16 protein-coding genes and 1 tRNA gene are annotated in these 23497 nt (G+C 41.4%); 10 read left to right on the top strand and 7 right to left on the bottom strand.

The features are described 5' to 3' along the window. Window positions 1-59: 59 nt before the first annotated feature. Window positions 60-2819, bottom strand: coding sequence for an Rne/Rng family ribonuclease (locus H3T75_RS01020; RefSeq protein ID WP_198210783.1), 2760 nt, complete (start codon window positions 2817-2819; stop codon window positions 60-62). A 565-nt stretch (window positions 2820-3384) separates the two neighbouring features. Between H3T75_RS01020 and H3T75_RS01015 the strand changes: the two genes are divergently transcribed. Beyond that, complete coding sequence (locus tag H3T75_RS01015; RefSeq protein WP_198210782.1) at window positions 3385-4380, top strand: RluA family pseudouridine synthase; 996 nt, start codon at window positions 3385-3387, stop codon at window positions 4378-4380. A gap of 32 nt (window positions 4381-4412) precedes the next feature. Here H3T75_RS01015 and galU read toward each other — a convergent pair whose 3' ends face one another. Beyond that, window positions 4413-5294: a UTP--glucose-1-phosphate uridylyltransferase GalU gene (gene galU, locus H3T75_RS01010; protein ID WP_198210781.1), complete on the bottom strand. Its 882-nt coding sequence runs from the start codon at window positions 5292-5294 to the stop codon at window positions 4413-4415. A gap of 169 nt (window positions 5295-5463) precedes the next feature. After that, a complete protein-coding gene (locus H3T75_RS01005) occupies window positions 5464-7113 on the bottom strand; it encodes a dihydroxyacetone kinase subunit DhaK (RefSeq protein WP_084565333.1) in 1650 nt (549 codons plus the stop codon). 444 nt (window positions 7114-7557) lie between these two features. Here H3T75_RS01005 and sppA point away from each other — a divergent pair, with 444 nt between their 5' ends. The 4 genes from sppA (at window position 7558) to cysE (ending at window position 12385) form a co-directional block, all read left to right on the top strand. Next, on the top strand, window positions 7558-8517 hold the full coding sequence (gene sppA, locus H3T75_RS01000) for a signal peptide peptidase SppA (RefSeq protein ID WP_198210780.1): 960 nt from the start codon (window positions 7558-7560) through the stop codon (window positions 8515-8517). Window positions 8518-8776: 259 nt separating this feature from the next. Beyond that, on the top strand, window positions 8777-9847 hold the full coding sequence (locus H3T75_RS00995) for a quinone-dependent dihydroorotate dehydrogenase (protein ID WP_198210779.1): 1071 nt from the start codon (window positions 8777-8779) through the stop codon (window positions 9845-9847). Window positions 9848-10064: 217 nt separating this feature from the next. Next, on the top strand, window positions 10065-11561 hold the full coding sequence (gene rng / locus H3T75_RS00990; protein WP_198210778.1) for a ribonuclease G: 1497 nt from the start codon (window positions 10065-10067) through the stop codon (window positions 11559-11561). Window positions 11562-11590: 29 nt separating this feature from the next. Beyond that, window positions 11591-12385, top strand: a complete 795-nt coding sequence (cysE, locus tag H3T75_RS00985; RefSeq protein ID WP_198210777.1) for a serine O-acetyltransferase — start codon at window positions 11591-11593, stop codon at window positions 12383-12385. A gap of 229 nt (window positions 12386-12614) precedes the next feature. On the opposite strand, the gene H3T75_RS00980 is transcribed toward cysE, so the two are convergent. Next, window positions 12615-12691 (bottom strand) — tRNA-Met (locus H3T75_RS00980). Window positions 12692-12953: 262 nt separating this feature from the next. Here H3T75_RS00980 and ychF point away from each other — a divergent pair. From ychF to argG, 3 genes are all read left to right on the top strand, one after another. Beyond that, a complete protein-coding gene (ychF, locus tag H3T75_RS00975; protein WP_084551757.1) occupies window positions 12954-14045 on the top strand; it encodes a redox-regulated ATPase YchF in 1092 nt (363 codons plus the stop codon). Between the two features lie 436 nt (window positions 14046-14481). Then, complete coding sequence (gene tyrS, locus H3T75_RS00970; RefSeq protein ID WP_037393053.1) at window positions 14482-15747, top strand: tyrosine--tRNA ligase; 1266 nt, start codon at window positions 14482-14484, stop codon at window positions 15745-15747. Window positions 15748-15787: 40 nt separating this feature from the next. Next, window positions 15788-17140 (top strand): argininosuccinate synthase, encoded by a 1353-nt coding sequence (gene argG / locus H3T75_RS00965; protein ID WP_198210776.1) that lies wholly within the window; start codon window positions 15788-15790, stop codon window positions 17138-17140. Window positions 17141-17566: 426 nt separating this feature from the next. Here the strand turns inward: argG and H3T75_RS00960 are convergent, their stop codons facing one another. Further along, window positions 17567-18697 (bottom strand): hypothetical protein, encoded by a 1131-nt coding sequence (locus H3T75_RS00960; protein ID WP_198210775.1) that lies wholly within the window; start codon window positions 18695-18697, stop codon window positions 17567-17569. A 539-nt stretch (window positions 18698-19236) separates the two neighbouring features. Between H3T75_RS00960 and H3T75_RS00955 the strand changes: the two genes are divergently transcribed. Continuing rightward, window positions 19237-19914: a phytanoyl-CoA dioxygenase family protein gene (locus H3T75_RS00955; RefSeq protein ID WP_110414563.1), complete on the top strand. Its 678-nt coding sequence runs from the start codon at window positions 19237-19239 to the stop codon at window positions 19912-19914. Window positions 19915-20131: 217 nt separating this feature from the next. Here the strand turns inward: H3T75_RS00955 and H3T75_RS00950 are convergent, their stop codons facing one another. After that, window positions 20132-20932 (bottom strand): hypothetical protein, encoded by an 801-nt coding sequence (locus H3T75_RS00950; RefSeq protein ID WP_198210774.1) that lies wholly within the window; start codon window positions 20930-20932, stop codon window positions 20132-20134. 407 nt (window positions 20933-21339) lie between these two features. Further along, window positions 21340-22068, bottom strand: coding sequence for an OmpA family protein (locus tag H3T75_RS00945; protein ID WP_025331335.1), 729 nt, complete (start codon window positions 22066-22068; stop codon window positions 21340-21342). 466 nt (window positions 22069-22534) lie between these two features. On the opposite strand from H3T75_RS00945, the gene H3T75_RS00940 reads away from it, so the two are divergent. Then, complete coding sequence (locus H3T75_RS00940; RefSeq protein ID WP_025331337.1) at window positions 22535-23485, top strand: CysB family HTH-type transcriptional regulator; 951 nt, start codon at window positions 22535-22537, stop codon at window positions 23483-23485. Window positions 23486-23497 lie beyond the last annotated feature (12 nt).

Here is a 23497-nt window from a genome sequence, read left to right as displayed (position 1 = left end):
GATGGTATTCATACAAACGAAATACTAATCATTTAGCTACCAAAAGCGCGCACATCTGTCTATGCTCTGGTTTCAACCTGCTCCAAGGCCGCCGGTGTCACAGCAGCATCTGCCTTGCTAAGCATAATATCTTTACGCCGCAGTTTAGGCTGCTCCGGAACCGACTCTGCATCTTTACCGGTTAAAACTATCTTATCCGCACTGGTCTCAACCAGTATCAGCCCGCCTTGTTCAGCAATACGGCACAAACTGTTATCTGCATCTGTGCTGGTAATCATTATTTCAGGCTCAGTTGTAATCGCCTCTTGAGTCTGAATAATAGTTTCAGTACCAACAATATCTGCTTTATCAACGGCAGATAATTGCTGTTCAGTTTCTAACTGCGCCAGCACATGTGTAATAGCCAGCTTTGCCTGTGCGACTGCATTTTGCACGATTACATCATGAGTTTCACTCAACGTATTCGGTTGCGTTGAATAAATACTAATACGATTAATATCTTTTTCAGGATTGAGTACATGCTCAGTAGTTAACTGTATTTGTGCAGTAATAGCGGCAATATCAATATTTCGACTTATTTTTCTGGCAGAAACAATGTAATTGCGTTTTTTCTTACCATTCTGTCGACGGCTATTTTTATCATGCCGTGCTTTATGCCGTTCATTTTTCGATCCGGTATCTGTCAGAGTAATAATCAGAGGATCTCCGGCCTGAGTTTCGTCAACCGGATTAATTATATTAGCATGTTGCACAGGCATTTCATTTTTGCCTGATGTCCGCTGACGACGTCTGCGCGAGGTATTCTGCTCCTGTTTAAAAGTATTTTGTTCCTGAACTGAATCAGCTACTGTATCTGCCTGTGCCGTTGCATATCTGTCAGCACGCTTTTCTTCACGCCGGTTACGATTCTCACTGGCTGACCGATTAGCTATTTCCGGATCAGTTGATACTTTATTGTTATTGGTACTATTACCTTTGGCGGCTGAATCAGTATTTTTAGCCAACCGGCCGGCACGTGCCTGACGGCGTTCTTGTGTTTGGGATTTCTGATTTTTTTTCTGATGCGTGGTTTTGAAGGTTTTTTCTGCCACCGCACGATCTACCGTGGCAGATTCAACCGGTTTTCCACCCAGCAGATTACCCAGCCAGCCAGTCAGTTTTTTCCACATACCTGCTGATTCAGTTTTACCTGTAGCAGTTTTCTCAATAACCGGAGCAGGCTGAGTATGATGAATTCCTTTAACAGCAGCCTCTGGCTTAATTGGTTTATTCTGACCAATAGAAAAAGGCAGTTCACCAATATTTTCCGGTTCCTGTACCTGATGGTAGCTGGGAACGGTATTTTCTTCCACATTATCGGTACGTACACGGGTCACGCTGTAATGCGGATTTTCCAGATGAATATTCGGAATCAGCAATACACATACATCCAGACGTTCTTCCAGACCGAACAGTTCAGCACGTTTTTCATTCAGCAGAAAAGTAGCCACATCCACCGGTACCTGTACCCGTACTTCAGCGGTGTTATCTTTCATTGACTCTTCCTGAATGATGCGCAGGATGTGTAATGCAGTTGATTCAATACTGCGGATAAAACCAGTGCCGGCACAGCGCGGACAAATGGTATGACTGCTTTCTCCCAATGATGGTTTCAGGCGCTGTCTGGATAATTCCATTAAACCAAAGCGGGACAATTTAGCCATTTGTACCCGGGCACGGTCTTTTTTCAGCGCTTCACGCAGGGTAATTTCTACATCACGCTGATTTTTACTGTTCTCCATATCAATGAAGTCAATAACCACCAGTCCGCCCAGGTCACGCACACGCATCTGCCGTGCAACCTCTTCAGCAGCCTCCATATTGGTTTTGAAAGCGGTATCTTCAATATCCGCACCACGGGTTGCTCTGGCAGAGTTAACATCTATGGATACCAATGCTTCGGTGTGGTCGATAACTATAGCACCACCGGATGGCAAAGCAACTTCACGCGAAAACGCAGACTCAATCTGCTGCTCTATCTGAAAACGGGAAAACAGCGGAATATGATCGGTATAATGCCGCAACCGGTTAATATAGGCGGGCATCACATAAGACATAAACTCACGAATCTGATCATATACTTCCTGAGAGTCAATCAGGATTTCCCCGATATCCGGCTGGAAATAATCGCGAATGGCACGAATAAGTAAGGAACTTTCCATAAACAACAGGTAAGGCTCACTATGCTGCTGCGCCGCCTGCTCAATTGCCCGCCACAATTGAATCAGATAATTAAGATCCCACTGTAATTCTTCGGTACTGCGACCAATACCGGCTGTACGTGCAATCAGGCTCATTCCGCGCGGTGTATCAAGCTCACTCATTGCCTGCTTGAGCTCCTGCCGGTCTTCTCCTTCAATACGACGGGAAACACCGCCGCCACGCGGATTGTTCGGCATCAGTACCAGATAGCGTCCGGCCAGACTGATAAAAGTGGTCAGAGCTGCGCCTTTATTACCGCGCTCATCTTTTTCCACCTGTACAATGACTTCTATACCTTCTGAAAGTACATCCTGAATCCGGACACGGCCACCTTCATAATTCTGAAAATAGCTGCGTGAGATTTCTTTAAATGGTAAGAAACCATGACGGTCTGTGCCATAGTCTACAAAACATGCTTCCAGAGAAGGTTCGATACGGGTGATGACACCTTTATAGATATTGCCTTTACGCTGTTCTTTCCCCAGCGTTTCGATGTCAAGGTCAAGCAGACTTTGTCCATCCACAATAGCCACACGCAGCTCTTCAGCCTGTGTAGCATTGAATAACATTCGTTTCATGAAAACCTCGTTGTGTGCACTGACGAGGCGTTGTAATTAGTATTTGACACCCATAGCCTTGCCCGATTAAGTCATTCGCGGCAAACTAAACAGGCTTTCATCATAAAGAAGGTGTAAAGATCATATCCGCCATTCAGCATCATAATTCCTGCTAAACAGGGTGTGTCCGGTATCCGATCAGTATGGATTGGACACTTAACTGGGGTAGCCATTCTTCTGTTATTCTGTCAGGTGCTCGGGCACATTAGCGGCTGCGTTTTCAGGTTTTGTCCTGCCTGATCACGTCTGAAGCCGTGGCTTGCCACCTGATGGAGTCAAACTTAATCACTAACCCTTGCTGCTGACGGCTGGTCAGCAACACGGGGAAATACGCCTGCAACAGTGCGTTTTTCCGGTAAATACGTTAACATTTCATTATTTACAGCCAAATTGCGCTTTCAGGCACTTTTTCAGCTTCGGGCAAAATGCGGCCATTTTTAGTTCAGTTCAGTCTGCCAACACGATATTTGGCCATGACCACTGATGACTTTTATTTATTTATAAAAGCTTACGGATTATAAGCAATATGACGGTTTTAAGCAAAGATTCAGTGCAGTTTTTATCTGTCTGTGCAGAAAGTGTCGGTCAGAGACTGGATAATTATTTAATACGGGAATTAAAAGGAGTACCGAAAAGTCATATTCAGCGCATTATTCGTAGCGGAGAAGTCCGGCTGAACAAAAAACGCTGTAAAGGAACAGACCGGATTCAGGTCAATGATGAGATCCGTTTACCTCCTATTCGCATTGCAGCCAGACACGCATCCGCAACAACTCTGGCTATTCCGGCTCAGGAATTTACGGTTGTGTATGAAGATGATGTATTACTTGTGATTAACAAACCAGCCGGTATTGCTGTACATGGCGGCAGTGGTATTAGCTTTGGCGTCATTGAGCAGCTGCGCCGCGCCCGCCCTGAATCCCGTTATCTGGAGCTGGTTCACCGGCTGGATAAGGATACCAGCGGTTTGCTGATGATAGCCAAAAAACGCAGTGCTTTGGTCAAACTGCATGAATCAATCCGCCAGAATCATCCGCATAAAGTGTACCTAGCCCTGGCCATTGGCAACTGGCCGGAAAATATACGGCAAGTTAAACTTCCGCTGCTGAAATATACCGGCGCACAAGGGGAAAAAATGGTACGTATCGCCGGCAATACCCAGGAAGGACAACGGGCACATACGCAGTTCCGGATACTGCAACGTTATGCAGGCGAGCAATTACACCATATGGGCATCAGAGCATTAACACTTATGGAAGCAACACTTAAAACTGGCCGCACCCACCAGATACGTGTTCATATGCAATCACAGTTATGCCCTATTGCCGGAGATGAGCGTTATGGTGATTATCAGATAAATAAGCGCCTGCAAAAAGCCGGGCTGAAAAGAATGTTTTTACATGCTGCTGAATTAACGCTGGCTCATCCGGTTAGTGGCGATATTTTACAGCTTACCGCTCCTTTACCGGATGATCTGCAACTATTCCTGAATCATTTGCCAAAAACACCTGGCAAAATGTAAACGATGTTTATATCTATCTGTATCTGCCTGTATCAAAATGCTTGCTGCTGCAGCCATTGTCTGAGTGCGGTACCACATTGATTGTGACGCAGACTATATTCAATGAAAGTTTTCATATAGCCAAGTTTGTTACCGCAATCATGTGAATAACCCTGAATCACAAAAGCATCTACAGCTTCCTGCTGCATCAGGGCGGCGATGGCATCAGTAAGCTGAATCTCGCCTCCTGCACCGGGCAGTGTTTTTTCCAGCTTAGACCAGATACCGGCTGAAAGTACATAACGGCCAACCACAGCCAGATCAGACGGAGCCTGTTCTGTTGAAGGTTTTTCGACAATGGCACTCATCCTGATGCTGTTTCCGGAGTCAGCCTGCTGACCATTACAATTAACAATACCGTATTTATTCACTTCACTCATCGGTACACGTTCAACCATAATCTGGCTGCGCTGTGTAGTCCGGAACTGTTTTAGCATTGCAGCCAGATTATCTGTAGCCAGATTACAGGCTTTTTCATCTATCAGCATATCTGGCAGTAAAACAGCAAATGGTTCATCACCAATAACTGAACGAGCACACAGCATTGCATGACCCAAACCTTTAGCTTCACTTTGACGGACTTGTATTATTTGCATTCCACGAGGTAATACATTTCGGATTTCATCCAATAATGTCATTTTACCCTTGTTCTGCAACTGTGTTTCCAACTCAAATGCTGTATCAAAGTGGTTTTCAATTGCCGCTTTAAATGCATGGTTAACCAGAACAATTTCATTAATTCCTGCAGCAGCACATTCCTGAACGATATATTGAATTAATGGCTTATCGGCCACAGTCAGCATTTCTTTTGGAATAGCTTTTGTGGCTGGTAACATACGTGTACCTAATCCTGCTACAGGAATTACTGCTTTCATCTAATTCTATCCTATTAAAATAGTATAAATATATTATTTAAAATAATATTATTTTAAAACAAAAAATTACTAGCTTAATTTAACATAAAATATGTCATAGATATTACCCGTTTATTATTCAGAATCAAAATTAATTTATGAGTAATATCTAAACACTTTAACTTTCATCTTACAGCTTAATCTGTAACTTACCCAGTGCAGTAAACACCTCAGCTACTGCCACTGCCCCCGGATCAGGCACTCCGGCGAGATTTTGCTGATTAACGTAAGATGAACGCCCTGCTCCGGCTTTATGCATCCCAGCAGTTTTTTCTGCTCCCTCTCTAGCTGCCTGTATGGCGGCAGAAAAATTCCGGTTCTGCCATACATCTAACGCCGGTTGTAATGCGTCAATCAGAGTTCGGTCACCTATATCTGCACCACCATAATGTTTCATTTGTGCCAGCCCGTTTAATAATGCATCTACGAGCGTACCGCCTGTCTGTAATTTCTGACCGGCTGCGGTGAAAAAAATCGACATCAATACTCCGCTTGAACCACCCATAACAACAGACAGTCGCTCGCCAATGCACAACAACAGTTGAGGCAAATCATTTAACGGTAGGTGTTTTTGTGCCAGCTGCGAGGCTATAGCATGAGCAGCATGAGCAAATGTACTTCCAGTATCGCCATCACCTACTTTTGCATCCAGAGCATTAAGCTGATTTTCCAGCCGGATCAAAGTATCAGTAATGACAGTAATATATTCTGCTATCCGGGCATTTTCGGATGGAATATAAACTGACTGTTTATATTCAGTTTCACATACTACGGTTTTTAGTGGCTGTAAAACTACGGGTTTCTGCCATCCCTGTGTTTCTACGGGCGCATTAAGTGCCTTACTAAAGTAATCGTTCAGCTTAAGCAAGGAAAGTGAAAAACCTTTCATATCCAAGGAAGTTACCAGTGATGCAGGACCAATCAGTAAATCTGTCTGTTTACTAATAGCTGAATGCGCTAACTCACGTGTCAGTACGGCCATTTCTAGCGCAGACACACCGCCCAGATTATTAATTAAAACAGCAAAACGGCCTGCCCCGGCTGACTTTGATAATGCCTGAACCAGTGTATCGATCAGTATTTTGCTATTGTGTGTATCCTCTACTGAAGCACCCGGTTCGCCATGAATACCCAGACCAAGTTCGACCTGTCCGGCTTTAATTCGTCTTTCTTCTGTATAGTCCGGTAAATTACAGGTTTGCATGGCTACACCTAAGCTATACAGATTGTCACAGGTTTGCTGTGCTATCTCGCGTACCTGAGATAAGGATTTACCTTCCTCTGCCGCATAACCTGCTATCTTATGCACCAGTACTGTACCGGCAATACCGCGGGGTTGTCTGTTTTCCGGCAGAGAAATATCATCTGCAACAATAACCATCTCCACATTTATCCCATGACTTTTAGCCTTTTCCGCCGCCAGTCCGAAATTCAGCCGGTCTCCGGTATAATTTTTGACGATTAACAAACAACCCTGTTCTCCCGTTACTGCCATAATTGCGCTAAATACCGCATCGACGCTGGGCGAAGCAAATAAATCTCCGCACACTGCTGCAGTTAACATACCTTTGCCAACAAAACCGGCATGTGCGGGCTCATGACCGGAACCACCGCCGGAAATAACTGCTACTTTGCTTTTATCCCAGTCATTACGCATCACTACCCGAATTGCCGGGTCCGTATCCAGCCTGACAAGGTTACCTTCAGGTGCGGAAATAATTAAACCCTCAATCGCCTCATTAACCAGTTGTTTACGGTCGTTAAAAAAGAATCTGGACATGATTTTCCAAGTTTTAATTACAAAATGACAAACATGAATGATGCTGAATACAGACTAAGCACATTAAACGGACTAATCGATTTCATCCTTCGAATATACAGGTATCAGTACCAACAGACTCAGCTTCAGTTTCGATACAATGTTTAAATTTATCTATAAAATACAGTACCGGATGTAGTACAACAACTTCCTTTATTCTATTGTTTCAGCTTACTAACTATCGTCTGATTTAACTTGCTCCGGTTAATAGCTGCGCTATTATAATTTAGACACTCATACAGATAAAGCTTGACCCGAATTCTTAAACAATAAGAACATAGACAAATATTAATTCAGATATAATTAGATTCTGGTTTAATTTCAGATATAAACCACTTTACACAATCAACAGAGCTGACAGAAACAGAATAGACTGACACAGACTAACAGCAGAGAATAAAGCAAATGACAATCAAAATTAATGGATCAGGGTCGACAAATGGCAATCCTGAAAAAAATAGCAGCTGGGAACGCAATATGCTGGAGAAGCTGTTACTTGAAGTATACCGCGAACAACGGCGCAATCGAATCTGGCGCTGGGTCTGGCGATTACTCTGGCTGTGCATTATTATTTTTATCATTACAGCAGCGATGGGAAGTTCAATACCCAATAGCCCGCACACAGCGGTCATTGATCTGAGTGGTGTGATCAGCAGCGAGAATAATCAGGCAGAATTATTACGTAAAAGCCTTAAAACAGCTTATGGGAATAAAAATGTTAAAGGCATTATCATTCGTGCCAACAGTCCGGGCGGTTCACCGGTCATTTCCAGTATTGCCTATGAAGAAATCCGACATCTGAAAGCAAAACATCCGAAGATACCTTTATATGTTGTAACTGAGGATATGTGCGCCTCCGGATGTTATTATATTGCCAGTGCCGCAGATAAAATTTATGCAGATCCGTCCAGCCTTGTCGGCAGTATCGGTGTTATTGGCAGCAGTTTTGATTTTACAGGTCTGATCAACAAACTTGGAATTAAACGTCGGGTAAAAATAGCCGGCAACAATAAAGACATGGGTGATCCATTTGTGCCGGAAACCCCGGAACAGGCAGAAATCTGGCAACAAATGCTAAGCAGTATTCATAAGCAATTCATTCAGGCGGTGCAGCAGGGGCGTGGTGACCGATTAAAAGTTGCTGATAATCCGGACATATTCAGCGGTCGTGCTTATACCGGTGAAGAAGCTAAAGCAGTCGGACTAGTAGATGATTTTGGCAATATTTACACAGTTGCCCGCGATGTTATTAAAGCTCCGGAACTGATAGATTACACTGCTGAAACCAACTGGAAGCGCTTCGGTCGAAGCGTAGGCAGCACATTACAGCAAAATATTCAGGGAATGGCTGATAAACCATGGTGATATCTGTCAATAACCACACTAATTAACAGATATTCTGATTATTATGCCCGTTTATGCTTTCTGCTCTAAATTACAGAACCATAAACGGGTATATTGTTATATATCATCAGATGAAGAGGCTATTGTTATAAAACATAAAATATTTATCGGCAGCAACTAAATAATTTATTCACCTACACATACCGAATTTGATTATTTTCCACCCGAATTGATAGTGTTGTTGGTTATAATATTTCTTCCTTTTTCAATCATCAATATCATGTATCCTATTATTAAACCATTGCTATTCAGACTGGATCCTGAAAAAGCCCATTACCTGACATTAAAATCGCTGCAATGGTTACATCGTTATCATTGTGGTTTTTTACTGGGATGCAAACCAAGCTTCTCATTCATGCAGAAAAATACTAATGGTATTTTTCCTGACAACAATATTAACAATACCACAACACTGATGGGACTAACGCTCCCCAATCCTGTAGGACTGGCTGCCGGTCTGGATAAAAATGGTGAATATATTGATGCACTTGCTATGCTGGGATTTGGTTTTATAGAAGTAGGCACTGTGACACCACTACCTCAGGCAGGCAATCCTAAGCCGCGGTTATTCAGATTACCAAAGCAACAGGCAATTATTAATCGTATGGGCTTTAACAATTATGGTATTGATACTTTAATCAATAATATTGCAAATAGTAGGTATCGCGGTATATTGGGGATTAATATTGGCAAAAATGCTGCCACACCGATTGAAAAAGCAGTGGATGATTATCTGATTTGTCTGGAAAAAGCCTATCCGCATGCCAGTTATGTCACTGTTAATATTTCTTCACCCAACACACGTGATTTACGCAGTCTGCAAAGTGCCGGAGAGCTGGACAGATTATTAAACCACCTGAAAAACCGTCAGGCCCAGCTGGCTACTCAGCAAAGCCGCTATGTGCCTATTGCCATCAAAATTGCTCCCGATCTGGATGAAGAGCAAATTGAAGCTATTGCAGAGGTTGCATTGAATACTCAAATAGACGGAATTATTGCCACCAATACTACTATAGACAAAACTCCTTTGGGTACACATAAATTTGCTCAGGAAACTGGCGGTTTGTCTGGTCATCCCGTACAGACACAGAGTAATTACGTTCTGAATCAGTTATCCGCACACATTAATTCGCAAATTCCGCTTATCGGTGTAGGTGGCATTACGACTGGTACAGATGCAGCAGAAAAAATCCGTCTTGGTGCCTCCGCCATTCAGTTGTATTCAGGTCTGATTTTTCGAGGTCCCCAGTTAGTTGCCGAATGTATCAAGAGCTGCTCACAGTTAAAATAATGTATCCACTATTACAGTAAATACTACAAATTTAAGTTTTATATTTATTTGCAGACTACTTTGCCAGACAACTGTATGCAACTGCGTTTGGCAGGAAACTCTTGCCTGCGCTATGATGTCAATCGCACTATATAAACAGACCAGATTACTTTGTACAGTTTTTATCTGTACAGATGGAGACTGCACAAAGTGATTTGATTAAATTGAAAGCTCCATCATGCATAACAGCGACATATCGCTGCCGAAGGATATTCAGCGGCCGGCTGAAACGGTACTGGTAAATATTACTCCGCAAGAAACCAGAGTAGCCGTAATGGAAGAAAATACGTTGTGTGAAATTCATATTGAACGTAATTGCGGCCATGGTCTGGTAGGCAATATTTATCTAGGTGTAGTGCGCCGTGTATTACCCGGTATGCAAAGCGCCTTTATTGATATCGGACTGGAACGTGCCGCTTTTCTGCATATTGTTGATGTACTCGAGCAGCGTCAGCAACCAGAACAGATTCAGCGTATTGAACACACGCTGCATGAAGGACAATCAATTGTTGTACAGGTCATCAAAGACCCGATTAATACTAAAGGTGCACGTCTGTCTACGCAGATATCACTGGCAGGCCGTTTTCTCGTATATCTGCCTCAGGATGAGCATATCGGCATCTCACAGCGTATTGAAGACGAAGAGGAACGCAACCAGTTACGTGAACGGCTGGAAAATCTGTTACCGGCGGATGCTGCCCATGGCTATATTATCCGCACCAGTGCCGAAAATGCGACTGATGCAGAATTGCAGGCTGATATCAATTATCTGACCAAGCGATGGCAGCATATTCAGCAACTATCAAAAACCTGCCCGCCTGAAACATTACTGTATCAGGATTTACCCCTGAGTTTACGTGTATTGCGTGATATGTACAGTGACAATATCAATCAGATTATTGTGGACTCAACCAGCCACTATCAACGCATGCACGAATTTGCCACGAATTATTCTCAGGGTGCGCTGGATAAATTGCAATTATTTCAGGATGATTGTCCGTTATTTGAAAAATACAATATCGAAGCCAAAATTAACCGCTCCTTGCAACCACGGGTGAATCTGGATTTTGGCGGCTATATCATTATTGAGCCGACAGAAGCTATGACCACCATTGATGTAAATACCGGTGGTTTTGTCGGTGCACGCAATTTTGAAGAAACTATCTTTAAAACCAATCTGGAAGCCTGCCATGTGATTGCACGTGAACTGCGTTTACGCAATCTGGGAGGGATTATCATTATTGATTTTATCGATATGACCAACGAAACACACCAGCAGGAAATTCTGACCGAGCTGGCACAAGCGCTGGCCTACGACCGTACCCGCGTTACACTTAACGGTTTTACCAGTTTAGGTCTGGTAGAGCTAACACGCAAACGTACCCGGGAAAATCTAACCCAGATACTGTGTGAACCCTGCCCTGTCTGTCAGGGGCGCGGTCGCATCAAAACAGCACAAACTATGTGCTATGAAATTTTGCGTGAAATAGTGTGCGAATCACGTCGTCCTGATCTTAAGCAATTGCGCATACTGGCCTCTCCCAGCGTCATAGATTTGTTTTTGGATGAGGAAGCCGATTCTTTGAAAATGCTAAGTGATTTTATTGGCAAGCCGATTGCTCTGGCAGTAGAAACCACTTACACTCAGGAACAATATGATATTGTGATTCAATAAATTTAATCTGCAAACGAGAAATTAAACATATGAATTTACCTGATGCTGCTCAGGCTGAAAACCTGTGGCAAACCATTCGTCATGAAACTGAAATAGCAGCCAGCAATGAACCTATACTGGCCAGCTTTCTGCACTTGAGCGTATTACGTCATAAAAATTTTGCCCGCATGCTGGCCTTCCATCTATCTACCAAAATGTCCAGTGCTGTAATGGATGCGCGGGCATTATTCGAGATTTATCTGGAGGCCTTACATCAGGATACTTCTATTATTCATGCAGCCATGGCAGATATTGTTGCCTATTATGAACGCGATCCGGCCTGTGAAACCTATAGTTTACCATTATTGTATTACAAAGGTTTTCACGCCATACAGACCCATCGCATTAACCACTGGCTCTGGCAGCAGAATCGCCATACTCTGGCTTATTTTTTGCAGAATCGTGCTTCCGAAGTATTAGGAGTTGATATTCATCCTGCTGCTTCAATGGGCTATGGAATTATGATTGACCATGGTACGGGTGTGGTGATTGGCGAAACAGCGGTGCTGGGTAATAATATTTCGCTGTTACATGGTGTTACTCTGGGTGGGTCCGGTAAACAGAGCGGTGACAGGCATCCGAAAATCAGTGACGGCGTCATGATCGGAGCCAATGCCTCTGTACTAGGCAATATTCGTGTACATACCTGCGCCAAAGTAGGTGCCGGCAGTGTCGTAGTTAATGATGTTCCGGAATATTCGACAGTAGTAGGCGTACCTGCGCGCGTTATTAGCAAAACAGATAATCATGAAAGTCCTGCTCAGGAAATGGATCAAAGAATTTAATCCGGATAACCAAAGCCTGCAATAGTTAATATTAACCGAAAAATTCAATATAAATCCATATTTAAGATGACAGGCAGCTAAATAAACAACTGCCTGTATTTTACAGTTGACTAATAAATCCGGAAAATATCTGCGCAGAAAACTGTCAGGACAATCAAATTATATGCTATACGCATAAAATTACATAGATAATAAAAAACGCAAACTCAACCAGAGCTTGCGATTTATTTGGTGGCGAATCAGGGATTCGAACCCCGGACACAAGGATTATGATTCCTCTGCTCTAACCGACTGAGCTAATTCGCCGTATCTCATTTCAAGAGAGACGCAATTATACGATATTTTTCTGCTTATGCAAGTACTCAAAAAGAAAAATTTTTTATTTTATTGTTTTTATAAATTATTTTATATGACTTCAATCCATATGGTATTTATCTGGCGTTTAAAGAGCGATAAATGCGTATTTAAAGGAGAATAACACAGAGTTTTACTGGTTTGGCACAGGTATCTGCATGCTTTATGATACAATTCAGCCATTTTTAAATATCGCCTGTTTTCAAGGAATATCATGAGTTTGAAATGTGGCATTGTGGGTTTGCCCAATGTAGGCAAATCTACCCTGTTTAACGCCCTTACCCAGTCTGGTATTGAAGCTGCCAATTATCCTTTCTGTACTATTGAGCCTAATGTCGGTATTGTTGAAGTGCCGGATGATCGCATGGAAGAGCTGGCTAAAATCGTTAATCCCAAACGAACCCAGCCGGCCATCGTTGAATTTGTCGATATTGCCGGGCTGGTAGCCGGAGCCAGTAAAGGCGAAGGTCTGGGTAATCAGTTTCTCGCTAATATCCGTGAAACTGATGCCATCGTAAACGTTGTGCGCTGCTTTGATGATGATAACATTGTGCATGTTTCCGGAAAGGTAGATCCGATTTCGGATATTGAAGTCATTGGTACTGAGCTGGCACTTGCAGATTTGGCCAGTGTAGAAAAAACCATCATACGCGAAAACAAGAAAGCCAAATCCGGTGATAAAGAAGCACAAAAACTGGTGGCTATTCTGGAACGCTTACAACAACATTTGCTTGAAGGTAAACCCGTACGTTCAGCGGGACTCGATCAGGATGAGCTAACACTGATTAAACCTTTATGTCTGCTTACTGTAAAACCGGCAATGTACGTAGCCAACGTAGCTGAAGACGGATTTGATAACAACCCGCATCTGGAACGCCTACAACAACTGGCGGCACAGGAAAATGCACCTGTTGTTGCACTATGTGCAGCAATGGAAAGCGAAATTGCCGATCTGGATGAGGCTGATAAAGCCGAATTTCTGCAAGAAATGGGTTTAAAAGAACCAGGGCTGAATCGCCTGATTCGCGCCGGCTACGACTTACTCGGTTTGCAAACCTATTTTACTGCCGGCGTTCAGGAAGTCAGAGCATGGACCATCCATAAAGGCGATACAGCCCCTCAGGCTGCCGGTGTTATTCATACCGATTTTGAACGTGGTTTTATCCGTGCTCAGGTTATTGCTTACGAAGATTTCATTGCCTGCGGAGGTGAAGCCAAAGCTAAAGAAGCCGGTAAAATGCGTGCTGAAGGCAAGGAATACATTGTAAATGATGGCGATGTAATTCATTTCCTGTTTAACGTATAACCGTTAATTTCTCTAAACCAGCTATATTCCCATCCGGAATGTGGCTGGTTTATGCATTCCGGTTAATAATAAATTTATTTTTTAGCCTGACATATCGAATCCTCTCAGTTCAGTTATCTAAACCATCTGCCGGCAACCAATAAATATCAGCTTTGATATTGCTTATCCAATGGATATTACCGTGTCTATTGATAAACAGAAACTGATAAAGTATTTCCGGCCACTATCAAACTAATGAATTATCAATTTATTACAACCACAAATGCAGCAATAAACAAATCGTGTAAAATAATGCATCATTATTAGGCGGTAAAACAGACTAATCAGCCAAAACCAGCAAAAATATGATATTTGCTATTTTGTTTTTATGTACAGTCTGAGCCAGACAAACTTAATTTTAGCCAATTTATTTAATTTGAAAGAACAAAATCCAACCATGACCAGCGTTGTTCACGACTTACAGCAACGAGGCCTGATAGCTCAAACCACTGATGCTCAGGCTCTTGATACGTTATTAAACGAAAAGAAAATTACTCTGTACTGTGGTTTCGACCCGACAGCCGACAGTCTGCATATCGGTCACCTGTTACCTATCCTAGTTTTACGCCGCTTTCAACTGGCCGGACATACACCAATTGCGCTGGTAGGAGGTGCTACCGGTATGATTGGTGATCCGAGCTTCAAGGCACAGGAACGTTCGCTCAACACTTTAGAAACCGTGCAGGACTGGGTAGCCAAGATACGCGCGCAGCTACAACCATTCCTTAGCTTCAGTGGTGACAATGCCGCCATTATGGCAAATAATTTTGACTGGTTCGGCAGCATGAATTGTCTGGATTTTCTGCGTGATATCGGCAAACATTTTTCTGTAAATGCCATGCTGAACAAAGAATCAGTAAAACAGCGTCTAAGCCGTGATGATGTAGGTATTTCATTTACTGAATTTGCCTATGCTCTGCTTCAAGGTTACGATTTTGCTGAACTGTATCGCCGCCACGGTGCCGTATTGCAAATCGGCGGTTCGGATCAGTGGGGTAATATCACCGGAGGGATTGACCTCTCCCGCCGGCTGCATCAGGCTACCGTTTATGGTTTGACACTGCCACTGGTGACTAAAGCTGACGGAACTAAATTTGGTAAAACCGAAGGTGGTGCAGTCTGGCTGAGTGCAGAAAAAACCTCTCCTTACCAGTTCTATCAGTTCTGGTTAAAAGTTGCTGATGCGGATGTATATAAATTCCTAAAATATTTTACTTTCCTCAGTGTGGCAGAGATAGAGGCCATTGAAGCCAGCGATCAGGCCAGTGGCAGTAAGCCACAGGCACAGCGCATTCTGGCAGAGGAAATGACCCGCCTGATTCATGGTGAAGAAGCTCTGGCTGCAGCACAGCGTATTTCTGCCAGCCTGTTTGCCGAAGATCAGAGTGCACTTACCGAAAGTGATTTTCAGCAATTATCTCTGGATGGCTTACCTGCATTTCCGGTTACTGAATCCATCAATATCGTGCAGGCCTTAACTACTGCGTCACTGGCCAAATCCAATAATGAAGCACGTGGCTTTATCAGTCAGGGAGCAGTCATGGTTAACGGGCAAAAAATTGACAGTGCTGATTACGTATTCAGTAGCGATGACAAACGTTTCGGGCACTACACCATTTTGCGGCGCGGTAAACGCAACCATGCACTACTGGTATGGCAATAAATTTTCATATTTTGCAAATACATCACTCAAGGGAGTTAATATGAGTAACCACAGCACTATTCTGCAACACCTGCCCGTTGGCGAAAAAGTTGGCATTGCTTTTTCCGGCGGGCTGGATACCTCTACAGCATTACTCTGGATGAAACTGAAAGGCGCTTTACCTTATGCCTATACAGCTAATCTGGGACAGCCTGATGAAGATGATTATGATGCAATTCCGCAAAAAGCACTTGAATACGGAGCTCAAAAAGCCCGTCTGATTGATTGTCGCACACAGCTGGCGCATGAAGGTATTGCTGCAATACAAAGCGGAGCATTTCACGTACATACGGGTGGTATGCCTTATTTTAATACTACCCCGCTGGGACGGGCCGTTACCGGCACAATGCTGGTAGCCGCAATGAAAGAAGATGATGTACATATATGGGGTGATGGTTCCACCTATAAAGGCAATGATATTGAACGCTTCTATCGCTACGGGCTGTTAACCAATCCGGCTTTACGCATCTACAAGCCATGGCTGGATCAACAGTTTATTGATGAGCTGGGCGGACGGCATGAAATGTCTGAATTTCTGATTGCTCAGGGTTTTGACTATAAAATGTCTGTTGAAAAAGCCTACTCAACCGACTCCAATATGCTCGGTGCTACCCATGAAGCTAAAGATCTGGAAATGCTTAATAGCAGCATGAAAATCGTACAGCCTATTATGGGCGTGGCTTTCTGGGATGAACAGGTAACCATTCCGGCTGAAGAAGTAAGTGTGCGGTTTGTAGAAGGTGTACCGGTAGCTTTAAATGGTGTTGAATACCATGATCCGGTAGAGCTGATTCTGGAAGCCAACCGTATTGGCGGCCGGCATGGTCTTGGCATGACAGACCAGATTGAAAATCGTATTATTGAGGCTAAATCACGCGGTATTTATGAAGCACCGGCAATGGCACTACTGCATATTGCCTATGAACGCCTGCTTACCGGCATCCATAACGAGGATACGATTGAACAGTACCGTATTAATGGTCTGCGTCTGGGCAGACTGCTGTATCAGGGACGCTGGTTTGATTCACAGGCACTTATGCTGCGTGAAACTGCGCAACGCTGGGTAGCCAAAGCCATTACCGGTGAAGTTACGTTGGAATTACGCCGCGGTAACGATTACTCTATTCTCAATACCGAATCATCCAATCTTACTTATCAGCCGGAGCGGTTAAGCATGGAAAAAGTAGATAATGCTGCCTTTTCTCCTGCCGACCGCATCGGCCAGCTTACCATGCGTAATCTAGATATTATCGATACCCGCAACAAATTAGGTATATATACTCAGAGCGGGCTATTATCAGTAAGTCAGGATGCACTGCTACCTCAGTTAACTGATAAAAAAGATATCTTATAAAAATCTATCATTTCTAGAACCGGATAATACTAATTTATTATCCGGTTTTTTATTTACTCACATAATAAATTGCAACAATAAATAATACGATTTAATTATTTATCAAAGAACAAACCGTATCTATAGTAGCCCCGGCTGTACCAGAATCAGTATATGCTAAATGATTAGCAGGTAGTAAAATCCATGCTTCTTCAATATTATCTCCCTCTCTGAGATACCGCGATCTGTGTTCCTTACTGTTAATTTCTTTTTTACTATAGCTTGTTCCGCTAATTCCTACTTGTCGCGAAACAGCTTCAACCAACCCATCAGGCTTTTTATATTGTTATAAGAAAGAATATTTGTTAATTTATCCTTTTATTGGAATGAGAAGAAATATAGAATTTTTCAAAGATAACTAATAGAAAAATAAAACTATTGATATCTTTATTTTTCTACCCAACTTAAATATTGTGACCAGCCCGGATCAAATTCGCACTCAATTTTAATTGAAAGGGTTCTATACTGATATGCCAGATGTTGTGCCAATGCGATAGCTGATTGTTTATCCTGCACATGCCATAACATGGTTCGTACGCCCTGATAAAATGTATTTTGACAATGAATGCCCTGTTTATTAAATCGTAGAGCCGGATTAATAGTATCTTCTAGCTCATAAACCAGAGATAAATTTTCCTTACTATCCACATCGGCTGTTATAGTTAAAGCATAGCAATAATTGAAATCACCTACCAATACATCGGCTGTCTCATTTCTTTGCACAAGTCTTTTGTTATCAGGATCATTTTGATCACTGATTTCAAATACATTCCATCTATCTTCTTTATCAGAAAAAGGAAAAATACCTGTATGCCTTAATTTATCTTGCCATAACTGATCAAACACCGTTACAAATTCATTAAGAGGTACAGCGGTTACCTCTTTAGGAATTTCTAAAAAGTTGACACACCCGATTTTAATAGCAAAATCATATTCTCCTAATGCATGATCAAGCAAGATAAATGCAGTCGACTGGGCGATTTGCTTCATCTCTTCAGGAATAGTTTTACCAAACGCAATTTCCAAAGAGACTTTACGATATTCTTCATGATGATAAATCAATAAATCAGCCGGGTTCAATGAAAAAGAATGATCATGATGCGTTATAGAGAATGCATCCAAATTTTCAACCCGCGTCCTAAATGCTTCTATTTCAAAAAAATTCAGATCCGGTGCCTGTTTAACGATTCGTATCACCAGCTCAAACTGCTCAATTCGGCCTTCAGCCGTAAAAATTATTTTATGATTTTTTATATCTCCTCGTGTAAGCTCAGCAATAACATTTAATTGATTATCTATTAAAAGATTATTGAGATTTTCCATGATAGAGATTGGCTCTAGCGTATTAAATGTCTGCTCAGATGCTTTTACCTGTGTCCAGAATGTTTGAATAGCGAGAGATATCTTATCTTGAGCGATTGGTTTATCTTGTACTGATTGAATATCAGAATTTGATTTTTTTCTCCAGAATTTTTTAAAAAACATAAAGCTTCCCCTTAATTGATTGATAAAAACCATACCAAATAAGTTCCTGAGTATAAGTTAAAAATTGGTCATATTTTTCTTTTATCATAATTTTTATGATATACATCAGGTTATAAATAAATTTTCATTTATACAATATCTTAATGATGAATGATAGTTTATAACATCTATAAATCATATACTTAACTGAATTCAATTCACAAACGAGCAAAAAATACAGATAAATTCAAGTTTTGTAGCCATATGAAGACATAAACACATATTTTGACAGGCTTAGCACTACCAATCTTTGACATGACAGCATAAAAACTTGATATAGTGTCTAGGGCTATTTTATGAGATACAGAAATTAATCAATTTAATTTTATTAAGAAAAAAATTGACTAATGTAAGGAGTATATATTCTGCTTACCTTGAAAAACTATAGTATAGATAAATATTACAAATAAATCATTTTAAATAAATAATGGAAAATATCAATATATTATCCTATAAATAGGATCTACCTAATCCTAATAAAATTAGAAGATATTAATATTAATTCAGATAAACAGATACAAACGGAAAATATAATGAAGATATATGATTGTTTTGAACAGAATGGTTATGCTGTTATTAATGATTTAATTACTCCTCAGCAACTAACAGATATAGAACAACAATTAGAACAGATTAATTTAACTACTGCCGGCAGTCGTGAGCTTCTGACACAACCATGGTGTCAGATACTTGCTAACAATTTGAAAAATAATACTCAGCTTACTTCCTTGCTCCCAATAAACCCGGTGGCAATCCAATGCACATTATTCAAAAAATCAGCCGATAAAAACTGGCTGGTACCTTTACATCAGGATTTAAGCATAGCAGTCAGACATCAGTTTTCTGATACTCAGTTTACCGGCTGGTCACATAAACAAAATATGTTATTTGTACAACCACCGGCACAATATATGCAGCAACTGGTAGCTGTGAGGCTACACATAGATGATTGCCAGCACGAGCATGGTCCGCTTAAAGTAGTTGCCGGTACTCATCAGTATGGAAGAATCAATGAATCAACGCTACCACAGCTTCGAGACCAAAAAGGCGAGCAAGAATGCACCCTGTCTAAAGGAGGAGCTGTTATCATGCGACCACTTATTGTGCATTCTTCGTCAAAAGCTATTCAGACTAATGGCAGACGTGTACTACACTTTTTATATGCGCCCGGAGATTTGGCTGAAATTATTCCTTTTCAATTCTGTATTTGATTCTCTCAACACAACTACTCAGGATTCAGATATAACTCATTTCAAAACGAATACTATTAATTTTTATAATAAATTTAATCTATTGAAAGCAAAAAATACATATTTATTATTAATAAATTAATTCAAACATGTTTTAATTTACCTAATTTATTTAATCAATAATTTAATCATATCCTGCTGTTTGATACATTAGGCAGATATCTGAAGTTTATCAATATCAGATATCTGCCAGGGAACAATTGCGCTGCCATAAAGAGGTTTTACAACGTAAATGACCAATATACTGTAATGGATATACTGGTACAACTGAAGGGATATCACCGGCACGCATATGCAATAAATCCCCGGGAGCAACCCATTCAGCCGGCGTTTTGGTTAAAGGCAATCCTGCATAATTATAGGCAGCGACAACCAGTTGCGAACAAAAGTAACGGTCTGAAGAAAAAGGCGTTACCTGTAGTACTACAGCCATGGTATTCAGGCACAAATGGCGAAAAGCTCGCGGAATAACTGGCAATTCACACACTTTACGGGTAACTGTATAAGGTGTCTGCTTGATAATCCCCATATAATTATATTTCCCGCCAGCCTCTGCTCTGGCAAATTCACGGATTTTTTCAGCCTGTAAATCATTTAGCTGCGGATGGCGATAAACGGCCAGTAACGGACTTTCATCAACGCTTTCAGCCAGAGACATAATATGCACACCACCACCCACGGCTTCTGCTATTTCTCCATCTCCTAAATACAGAAATGCATGGCTAACCGAAGTATTACCAAACAAGCGCAAAACACGGGAGTTGAGACTGGAGTCGGCAGAAAATAAAATATCACCGCTTTGTAAATCCATCGGCTGAACCAATACTACTCCTGTCTGTGGCGCAGTATTTTGTCGCTGAAATTTTACTGATACATGTTTTTTTTCACCCGAAACATTAGGGACTCGCTGAAACTGTGCGGTACAGGCAAAAAGTAAATTACAGCATAAAATTAAAAACAGGAATTTAAAAAATTTCATAGATGAAATGATTTTATATTTTACTGAATACTTATCATTAAATAGATTTAATGTTTACTTAGTTATATATGAATATGCCATTTTTATTTATATACTATTTACATATTCGAAAAACCGTTACTAATAGAAATAATGAACAAATAATTCATATCAATCATATTTTATTTTTACCAACATGCATATTAACACTTTATTAATAATTATTCACTTATCTGAAAATATTTTAAAGTAATACAATTCTGATGATTTTAAATTGATACCAGATCATCCAACCTATTATTGTCAAATATAACTATCAATTTTCTATACAAAGGATATTACAGGTATTCTGATTTCCTTAAAATTTTTATTGGCATAAAAAAACCCTGCTTTAAGCAGGGTTTTTCATCAATATAAAATTAGAAAAATTATCTAACTTTTTTAGCTACCTGAGTGCGGATTTTCACATCTACACGGCGATCAGGTGCAATACATTCGATTAAAGCAGTACGTTTCTTAGCAGCTGAAACTTTCTTGCCTAATTTAGCAACTTCACGCTGACAAGTTTCAGTCATGCGGGCTTCAGATTTACCCAAGCCGACTGCTGAAATTTTCCCAGCAGGAACACCTTTAGAAACCAGATACTGAGCAACAGTATTAGCACGACGATCAGACAAAGTCTGATTATAAGCATCTGAACCTTTAAAGTCGGTATGACCTTCAACACGTACAACCTGTACGCTGCTGTCTGCCAGACGGGTAGCCAACTGATCCAGAGTATCGATCGCTTCAGGACGCAGGGTAAATTTATCAAAGCCAAACAGGAAGTTAGCAGACAAAGATACTGTTTCATCAACAAATTTAGGTGCTTCTGGAGCAGCCTGTGCAATTGGGTGACCACAATTGTTACCCAGAGTTGGTTCTTGATCGTTGTTGAAACGGTTTTTCACACATTCAGGTGTACCATCGGCACCATTTTCGCGGGTGACGATAATTTCGCCAGTTCCTTTTTCAGGAGCAGAACTGGTAGTATAGCCATTGTAAGCACCAGCAGGTTCACCGGTCCAGTCGGCACCCGGTACAACACCATTGGCAAAAGCGGCAGTTGAAGCAGCCATAGCAACGATCAATGCGCTCAATTTTAGCTGTTTGGTCATGTTATTCCCTCATCAAAAAATTTGTTATGTGCTGATTCAGCCTGAAATTCGTCTGATCAATACACAAATACCATTTACAGGCCGCTCAAACCGGGCGGGTAGCTTGGTAAATCAAGTCTATACTATAAAAAACCGCAGCATAAACTGTCAATATGCAAACTACCAAGGCGAAGCTGCTAGACGACCCGCTTCCTAACTGTGCATCATGCCTAAAAAATAGCTTTGTGTCACTTATTTACAACTAAATTCACGCGTTTACCCTAATTAAGTTGCATGAAAACAACAAGCAAGCTTCTATTTTCTTAAGGGTCTGCTACAGGTGGATTAACGTGTAAAAATGTTAAGCTTAGAGTGAAAGTGTTCCATGTCAGAATGGGTAAATTGAGTTATGATGCAGATAAAGAAGCTTTTTTGTTGTATTTGAGCGACAGTTAAAAACTCCAAACCTAAAAGGGGCTGAAATAATATGAAGCTGCAACAGTTACGTTATGCAGTTGAAGTTTATCGTCAGAATCTGAATGTTTCAGAAGCAGCGGAAGTACTGTTTACTTCTCAGCCTGGTATTTCCAAGCAAATACGCATGCTGGAAGAAGAACTGGGCGTACGGTTATTTATTCGTCATGGAAAACGCATGGTTGCAGTGACAGCTCCGGGCAAAATTGTTCTGGAAACTGCCGAGCGGATTTTACGTGAAGTACAGAATATTAAAAGTATTGGTACAGAATTTGCCGACCAGAATATTGGATCCCTGACCATTGCCACCACACATACATTGGCCCGATATGCTCTGCCAAAAATTATCTCAGCGTTTGTTGAATGTTATCCGCAGGTACAGCTGAGCATCCATACAGCCAGCCCTAAAGCCATTAGTCATATGGTACTGGAGGGAGAAGTAGATTTTGCCATTGGTATGGAAATGGAAAGTGAGCATCCTGAATTACGCAAATTGAGCTGTAAAGCCTGGAATCGCAGTATCGTAGTTCCTGATAATCATCCTTTGCTTGATTTAAAGCGGCCATTACGGCTCGAAGACATAACAGCTTATCCGCTCATCACTTATGATATTGCTTTCGCTGAACAATCTAAAATCGCCCGTGCTTTTACTCAGGAAGGCTATCAGTTACCCAGAGTTAAACTGGCTTCAGCCGATACGGATGTCATTAAAACTTATGTTGCTCAGGGACTGGGTATCGGATTGCTGGCCACCATGGCTTTTGACAGTAAACAAGATGAAGGTTTACAACAGATTAGTGCAGAACATCTGTTTGAACCTTCCTTTATCCAGATAATACTCAGACAAGATGTTTATCTGCGTGGTTTTGGCTATGAGTTTCTGGCCTTATTCGCTCCTGGGTTAACACGGTCGCGGATTGAATCTGCCCTGTATTCTTCTTACGAAGAAGATTTTTCAATTTAATAGTATTTATCC

Source organism: Snodgrassella sp. W8135, assembly GCF_016101225.1.
Taxonomy (GTDB): domain Bacteria; phylum Pseudomonadota; class Gammaproteobacteria; order Burkholderiales; family Neisseriaceae; genus Snodgrassella; species Snodgrassella alvi.
Note: the sequence above shows the minus strand (reverse complement) of the source record. Positions and strands in the feature narration are given on the sequence as shown.

Bases quoted from the DNA above. Each gene is read 5' to 3' on its own strand.
- H3T75_RS01020 (WP_198210783.1), bottom strand. From the start codon at position 2,819: ATGAAACGAATGTTATTCAATGCTACACAGGCTGAAGAGCTGCGTGTG.
- H3T75_RS01015 (WP_198210782.1), top strand. From the start codon at position 3,385: ATGACGGTTTTAAGCAAAGATTCAGTGCAGTTTTTATCTGTCTGTGCA.
- galU (WP_198210781.1), bottom strand. From the start codon at position 5,294: ATGAAAGCAGTAATTCCTGTAGCAGGATTAGGTACACGTATGTTACCA.
- H3T75_RS01005 (WP_084565333.1), bottom strand. From the start codon at position 7,113: ATGTCCAGATTCTTTTTTAACGACCGTAAACAACTGGTTAATGAGGCG.
- sppA (WP_198210780.1), top strand. From the start codon at position 7,558: ATGACAATCAAAATTAATGGATCAGGGTCGACAAATGGCAATCCTGAA.
- H3T75_RS00995 (WP_198210779.1), top strand. From the start codon at position 8,777: ATGTATCCTATTATTAAACCATTGCTATTCAGACTGGATCCTGAAAAA.
- rng (WP_198210778.1), top strand. From the start codon at position 10,065: ATGCATAACAGCGACATATCGCTGCCGAAGGATATTCAGCGGCCGGCT.
- cysE (WP_198210777.1), top strand. From the start codon at position 11,591: ATGAATTTACCTGATGCTGCTCAGGCTGAAAACCTGTGGCAAACCATT.
- ychF (WP_084551757.1), top strand. From the start codon at position 12,954: ATGAGTTTGAAATGTGGCATTGTGGGTTTGCCCAATGTAGGCAAATCT.
- tyrS (WP_037393053.1), top strand. From the start codon at position 14,482: ATGACCAGCGTTGTTCACGACTTACAGCAACGAGGCCTGATAGCTCAA.
- argG (WP_198210776.1), top strand. From the start codon at position 15,788: ATGAGTAACCACAGCACTATTCTGCAACACCTGCCCGTTGGCGAAAAA.
- H3T75_RS00960 (WP_198210775.1), bottom strand. From the start codon at position 18,697: ATGGTTTTTATCAATCAATTAAGGGGAAGCTTTATGTTTTTTAAAAAA.
- H3T75_RS00955 (WP_110414563.1), top strand. From the start codon at position 19,237: ATGAAGATATATGATTGTTTTGAACAGAATGGTTATGCTGTTATTAAT.
- H3T75_RS00950 (WP_198210774.1), bottom strand. From the start codon at position 20,932: ATGAAATTTTTTAAATTCCTGTTTTTAATTTTATGCTGTAATTTACTT.
- H3T75_RS00945 (WP_025331335.1), bottom strand. From the start codon at position 22,068: ATGACCAAACAGCTAAAATTGAGCGCATTGATCGTTGCTATGGCTGCT.
- H3T75_RS00940 (WP_025331337.1), top strand. From the start codon at position 22,535: ATGAAGCTGCAACAGTTACGTTATGCAGTTGAAGTTTATCGTCAGAAT.